Raw genomic sequence first — 6,939 nt, 5'->3', positions numbered from 1 at the left:
TTTGTTCCACACAGTTTGTTCTGGCTGAACTACATATCAATTATTTTGATGTTAATTGTCTTGTGTCTCCCCCCCAGGAGGCGAAAATTTTATCTCGCGCGGGCAGTGTGCGGTAACCAAGTGGGCTCGCCAACCCAAGCTCCGTCGACTGGTTTCTGAGCCGCAGTGCGTTATGGATCGTCATCGACGAAGTCAGCCAAGTTGACAGTGCGCTTCTCACCACCACGAGAGCGCCCCACTACCTGCTCGCGGTACAGCGACGCAAGATTTCGTGAGGATACGTAATGCCGGGCCTTCGCATGCTCGATGCCAAAGTAACGTTGCATCGTGACGACGGCGTCCGCGCTCCTGAAGCCAGCTTTCCCTAACACTTCAAATGCTTTTTCAACACGGCACAGACTGACCACCAAGTCGCCTTCTTGAAGCCACTCTCGCTCAATGTCGACTGCAAGGTCGTCGCAGCAGATCTTATTGAACGTCTCTTGGAACATCGCGTCGGGACCTTCAACGCAATAGATGCCTAGATGGACCAGTCGGAATACCACGCCCACGACGAGGGTTAATTGGGGTGGTACCGCAGCGCGAGGAGACTGCATTACCTTATTCACGTGACCATCCTTATGCTGCACTGCCCATGAGGTAAGAATCAATTCCTAACGGGCCGAAAAGACCTCTTGGTTTCGATTTCGGTTCTGCGTGGTCGACAGCTTGATCACGCCACGCTGTCCTCGTGAAAAAGGGGCGCGCCAACCGCTGCCCAAAGCTTAGTGACGGAAAGCACAAATGGTTGGGCTGGTCGTAACTGTCTGTGTGATAGTTCATGAGAAGATGACTGTTAAGTTTATCCATGGCTGTGTCGCGATAGTGGACTCAGGGCGAGTAAGGGCCGTTACGATAACAAGTGGTTGCGGGGGCACTGTCACGTTGGCGAGGTAGTCACGCAAGATGACACGATGAAGAAAAGAAAATCGCTTTATCACGGCCACCGGTTTCCGGCGGCAGTCATTCATTAGTCTCGCGGTTCGGTGGTATTTCCGGTTCCAACTGAGCCTGCGTGATATTGAAGAACTGCTGTTCGAGCGCGGTGTCGTTGTCAGTTACGAGACGATCCGCACGCTGGTGCGACAAATTCGGCGTGGGCCTCGCACATCGCGTCAAAGTTGCCCGCCGCAAGCCTGGGCGCACATGGCATTATGCGAAGTTAAAACAATAGCCCGATAATATCAATTATTGGTCTGTCACGCTTTAGAATGGCGCTCTTTCTGTTTCCTTTGCCTCTGGATGCGCGCCCACAACGACCATCTCACCCTGCTGCCCGAGGCCGAACGGCAGGCGCTCTATGACCGGCCCGAGTTCGATGATTTCCAGCGCGCGGAGTACTTTGCCTTCACCGCTGACGAACTGGCTCTCGCGCAGCGCCGCCGAGGGCTGAACGAACAGATCCTCTGCCTGCTGCAGACCGGCTATTTCAAGGCCAAGCAGGCCTTCTTCGCGCTTACGGATCTGCCGACGGAGGACGTTGAATACCTGCGTGAACGCTATTTCCCCCAGCAGGCGTTTTCACCAAGGTCCGTTCGGCCCGCAGAACATTACGCGCAGCGGCGCGAAATCCTCAGGCTGTCCGGCTTTCGCCTCTGGTCTGAGCAGGACTGCCCAGTGCTCATGCAGCGCGCCGCACAACTGGTGCGTCGCGACGTGACGCCAGCCTTCGTGCTCACCGAACTCGTCATCTGGCTGAACCAGCAGCGCATCGTGCGGCCGGGATACACAACCTCCAGCGGCTCATCAGCACCGCACTGCGCGACGAACGGCAGCGCCTCGCCGCATTGATCGAGGCCGGAGCGACCGATGACGTCAAATCCGCACTGCGACGACTGCTTGTGCGCGACGAGTCCCTGTCCGAACTGGCTGCGATCAAGCAGGATGCCAAATACTTCGGGCCCCACATGATGGGACGCGAACGCAGCAAACGCGCGGTACTCGAACCCGTCTACCTCGCCGCCCGGGCAATCCTGCCACAACTGGGCATCTCCCAGCAGAATATCGCGTATTACGCGAGCCTCGCCAACTTCCATACCATCTACGATCTGCGTCAGCTTCAGCCGGGGCAGGCATTCCTGTATCTGCTGTGCTACGCGTGGCAGCGCTACCGGCAACTGAACGACAACCTGGTCGACGCGTTGCGCCACCACACGAAGAAGTTCGAAGACGACGGCAAGGCCCATGCCGATGACGCGTTCATGCGGGCCCAGCTCCAGCGGCAGAAGGACACCCCGCAGGTCGGAAGGCTTCTGCAGCTCTACGTCGACGACTCGCTCGACGATGCTACATCGTTCGGATCGGTACGGGATCAGGCGTTCAGCATCCTGCCCAAAGCCACCCTGCAGCAGGTCGCCCAATTGCTGAGCGACAAAACCGTCAGCCAGATGGAACTTCGCTGGCGCGCGATCGATGCGGCAGCCGGGCAGGTTTGCCGACGACTCAGACCGCAGGCGATGGCACTCGAGTTTTCCAGCGAACGGGATGACGATCCATGGATCGCGGCCTTGCACTGGATGCGCGGTGTGTTCTCCCGCAGGCAGCGCCTCGCCCAACGGCCTGTCGCGGAAATTCCACTGGACACCATCCCGCGACGGCTTCGGCCTTTCCTGCTCGAGTTCGACGACGCGGGGCAGCCCGCGGGCCTGCGCGGCGACCGCTATGAATTCTGGGTCTACCGGCAACTGCGCAGGCGTATCGACAGCGGCGAACTGCACCTCAATGACAGCATCCAGCATCGCCGCTTCAGCGATCATCTGGTCACAGCCGATCGTACGCGCGCCGCGCTCGGCGAACTGGATCTCGCGTGGCTGCGCCAGCCTGTCGATGCCACCATCGACGCGCTGTGTAGCGAGCTTCGCGAACTCTGGAAGCGCTTCGATCGTGAACTGCGACAAGGCAAACTCAGGCACCTCGACTATGACGAGCAACGCGGGACCCTGACGTGGCGCAAACCAAAAGCCGACAAGGATGCCGCACGACAGGACAGCTTCTATGCGAAGCTGCCGCTGCGCGATATTGCCGGCATCATCCGGTTTGTGAATGAGCGCTGCGACTTTTTGTCAGCCATGACGCCCCTGCAGCCCCGTTATGCGAAGAAGATCGCCGACCCGGACAGCCTGATGGCGGTGATCATTGCGCAGGCGACCAACCTCGGCAATCTCGCGATGTCGCAGACCTGCGATATCCCGTATCACGTGCTGGACGAAACGCACCGGCAATATTGTCGCCTGGCGACCCTGCGCGCGGCCAATGACCGGGTCGCCAACTACATCGCACAACTGCCGATCTTCGAACACTACTCGTTCGACCTCGAGGTGCTCTTCGGCAGCGTTGACGGGCAGAAGTTCGAGGCCGCCACGCCAATGGTGAAGGCGCGACACTCGCGCAAATACTTTGCGGGCGGCAGGGGCGTGGTCGCCTACACGTTTCTGGCCAATCACGTCGCGCTGCTAACAGAACTGATCGGCGCGCATGAACATGAGAGTCACTACGTCTTCGATATCTGCTACCACAACACCACCGACATCGTGCCGACCATCATCACCGGCGACATGCACAGTGTCAACAAGGCGAATTTCGCCATCATGTACTGGTTCGAAAGGGGCTTTGCACCACGCTTCACAAGCCTTCAGGCACAACTGAAGCATCTGTACTGCGGCGACGATATCGCGCAGTACGAGAATTTCCTGATCAAGCCTGTCGGTCAGATCGACCGGGCGCTGATCTGCGATGACCCATCGATCATCGAGCAGATCATTGCCTCACTCAGCGTCAAGGAAATCAGCCAGCAGGCGCTTGTGCGCAAGCTTTGCGCGCTGTCGCCACATCATCGCACCCGCAAGGCCGTCTTCGAGGTCGACAAGCTGGTGCGCAGCATCTACACGCTGCGCTACATGCGCGATCCGCAGTTGCAGCGCGATGTCCATCGTTCGCAAAACCGGATCGAAGCGTACCATCAGTTGCGCTCGTTCATCGCGCAGGTCGGCGGGAAAAAGCACCTGACCGGTAAAACCGACCTTGACGTCGCGATCAGCAACGAATGCGGCCGGCTACTGGCCAACGTCGTAACCGCCTTCAACTCAGTACTACTCTCACAACTACTCGAGCGATACCAGTGCGACGGCAACCAGAAGGCGCTCGACATGCTGAAAAAGGTCTCGCCGGTCGCGTGGCAGCATATCCATTTCCTCGGGCACTACGTATTTCGCAATGAGAACCCGATCGATCTTGCCGCCATGCTTGCCGGTCTCGAAATCATATAATCGGGCAGCCGTGGTGGTCGCCAACTGATCGGACAGCGAGAAGCATGCTGTCGTTCAACGACGTTGCGCGAACAGTCAAGGATATAACTTCGCCAATGAAGTGAGGTTTTCGCTTTTTATCCGCGAGCGGATCATGCATTGATGCAGGGTAGTATTTTTACACATGCCATGCTTGCATGTGTCACCTTGCTGGTGAACAGGTAGCTGTCAAAATATACTGCGTGCCTTACCATGACATTGAAAAGTTCTTTTCCCGCTTTGGCGGCATCGACATCGTTGTTTGATACTGCGTTTTCTAGCACCGCGCATTTGCGAGAAGACACGGAAAGGCGCGCGATGTCGGGACAAGATAGCATCTCGCGCGGGTCAACATCCGAATACGCACCTTCCTATTCGCAAGGTGGCGGGTTGCAACCGCTCGCCGAATTGCAGCGCCACCGGCGTTTCAAGCAAGTCTCGTTTCGCCCGGAGGGTGAGTATCCATCGTCCACCGGCACGTCTAAGGTGGACTACCCTTTCCTAACGAACGGGATGGTCCCATGTGTCGCCGTTATGATGACTGGCGCCTCCCCTGACGGAAGCAGGAGAAAGGCGAGATTGTTTCACGTCGCATCAGCCAACACGAAGGCGGGTGAGAGCATTGGCGAGTACAAAAGCTACCTCACGTCCGACGGACTGACAGACCAGTTCGCAGTATTGGCTGGAGGGGAAACGGACGAACGCAAGTACCGCTCTCTCGGGATGGATAACACTAAAGCATCAGTACTCGCAGCCCAGACTCGCGATGAAATTGCTGCTTTGAAAGCGCAATTGGCTTCTGCTGGGATACGGGTGGCCAAAGACGACACCGGAAATAACCGGCCCGCATATATGCGGTTCCGGCTTATAACCCCATTTGACCATCGATTTCGGCTTTAAATCAGCAGCTTAAGCAGAGATGTGGCGAATTTTTTATGAATCCCGGCCACCCCTCATGTCGAGTCATGGCAAGCGGGGCGCCTGGCTTGCCCGGCTGCAAAAAGCGGAGTATTTGTGGCAACCCAAGTCTTAGCCTCCCTGGCCTGGACCCGCTGCATCATTTCCGCAAATCTGGGATGAACTCTGAGCCCAGGCGATTTGACCAAGGCATAATAACTTGGACGCCTATGATAGGAAATTGTGCTTTTAGGCACAGGTGCCGATTACGTCCAGCTCGCGGGCAGCTGCAATCCACTTGGGTTGCTGGGCATTGGTTGTTGCTGTCTGGAACTGGAAACGTCCTCGCATAATCAGAGCAAGCTTCCCCTATCGGCCATTTGGGCCGACAGGAGAAGCTCATGAACAATGCCCCGTCCCTAAATCCGTCAGGTACCCGAACGCGAGGTAAATGCAAGCCGGCGGCACAGGCAGAAGTAACCGGTGCACTGAACTGTTGGGTTGGCGAGTTCGATCATCACCTGTCTCAGGTCGTTGGCCTGGCGCACACGACTCGTCGCGAGTATCTCTTCTTTGTACGGCGGTTTCTGGCGCAGTACTGCCTGGAGGCAGACTATGAGCGGTGGGCCCCGCGCGCAGAATGGCTCACCGCCTTTGTTCGCCAGGAGGCCGAACGGCTTCACGGACACTCGCGCAAGAAGGCCGGGACTGCACTGCGAGCCTGGCTCCGATATCTGGTGTTTTGCGGCAAGGCTGGCCGTGAGCTCGAAGCCGCGATTCCCTCGATGCCTCAATGGAAGTACGCCTCTCTGCCGGTTTATCTCACTGCAGAGCAGACTGAGCGCGTTCTCGGAGCGGCGCTCGACGGTAGCGCCCACGAGCTGCGCAATCGGGCAATGTTGCTGGTCCTGGCGCGAATGGGTGTTCGAGCCAGCGAGCTCAGACATTTGATGCTCGACGATATCGACTGGATCGAGGGCTGCGTGCGCATTCGTCCGGGGAAGTCTCATCGCGAGCGCCGACTTCCCCTGCCTCACGATGCGGGTGAGGCGCTGTGTGCCTACCTTCAACGCGGACGTCCCTCCAGTCCCTGCAGGGCGGTGTTCCTGAGCACCAAGGAGCCGTACGGACCCATTCTCGATTCATCTGTTGTATCGAGAATGGTCCGGCGCGCAATGTACCGTGCCGGCGTGGAGGGCATTCCAGCTGCCGCACATGCGCTGCGCCACACGGCGGCCACCCAAATGGTATGCAGAGGTGCAAGTTTCAACGAAGTTGCTGACGTGCTGGGACATGTCTCGCTGGGGACGACGGTGATCTACGCGAAGCTTGACCTCGCGACGCTCGCGCACGTAGCCTTGCCGTGGCCGGGAGCCCGGTCATGAACGGTCATCCCGAGTTACGTGATCGCCTTGACGCTTATCTCGCTGTTCGGGAAGCGCTCGGCTTCAACGATGCAGCCAGAAAGGCCGTACTCAGAAGCTTTATCGAATATGCAATCGCCGCCAACAAGTGGCCAATCGATGCGAGGCTTGCAGTTGATTGGGCATGCGGACCATCGTCTGTCCGCAGCCCCGCCGGACAGGCAAGCCGCCTTTCTACGGCCCGGCGTTTTTTATCAGGCTGTTGAAATACCCCTCGCCGGCGAGCAGCACTTCATTTCAGCGAGTCGCTGCGCCGGTTTGTGATGTCGATTTGACGCTCAAGCCTTTGATTCAGG

3 protein-coding genes and 2 pseudogenes are annotated in these 6,939 nt (G+C 58.0%); 4 read left to right on the top strand and 1 reads right to left on the bottom strand.

Annotated features, from left to right (window positions below):
* Positions 1-170: 170 nt before the first annotated feature.
* Positions 171-608 (bottom strand): hypothetical protein, encoded by a 438-nt coding sequence (locus tag ACOJB8_RS40475; protein WP_368662007.1) that lies wholly within the window; start codon positions 606-608, stop codon positions 171-173.
* A gap of 345 nt (positions 609-953) precedes the next feature.
* On the opposite strand from ACOJB8_RS40475, the pseudogene ACOJB8_RS40470 reads away from it, so the two are divergent.
* The 4 genes and pseudogenes from ACOJB8_RS40470 to ACOJB8_RS40455 all read left to right on the top strand — a co-directional run.
* Positions 954-1,192 (top strand): annotated as a pseudogene (locus tag ACOJB8_RS40470) (IS6 family transposase); the annotation flags it as partial.
* An 89-nt stretch (positions 1,193-1,281) separates the two neighbouring features.
* Positions 1,282-4,304 (top strand): annotated as a pseudogene (locus ACOJB8_RS40465) (Tn3 family transposase).
* Between the two features lie 231 nt (positions 4,305-4,535).
* Positions 4,536-5,222 (top strand): hypothetical protein, encoded by a 687-nt coding sequence (locus ACOJB8_RS40460; protein WP_475017833.1) that lies wholly within the window; start codon positions 4,536-4,538, stop codon positions 5,220-5,222.
* Between the two features lie 398 nt (positions 5,223-5,620).
* Positions 5,621-6,604, top strand: coding sequence for a site-specific integrase (locus tag ACOJB8_RS40455; protein ID WP_475017832.1), 984 nt, complete (start codon positions 5,621-5,623; stop codon positions 6,602-6,604).
* Positions 6,605-6,939: the final 335 nt, after the last annotated feature.

Source organism: Paraburkholderia sp. BR10141 (genome assembly GCF_056155635.1).
Note: the sequence above shows the minus strand (reverse complement) of the source record. Positions and strands in the feature narration are given on the sequence as shown.

Bases quoted from the DNA above. Each gene is read 5' to 3' on its own strand.
- ACOJB8_RS40460 (WP_475017833.1), top strand. From the start codon at position 4,536: ATGACATTGAAAAGTTCTTTTCCCGCTTTGGCGGCATCGACATCGTTG.
- ACOJB8_RS40455 (WP_475017832.1), top strand. From the start codon at position 5,621: ATGAACAATGCCCCGTCCCTAAATCCGTCAGGTACCCGAACGCGAGGT.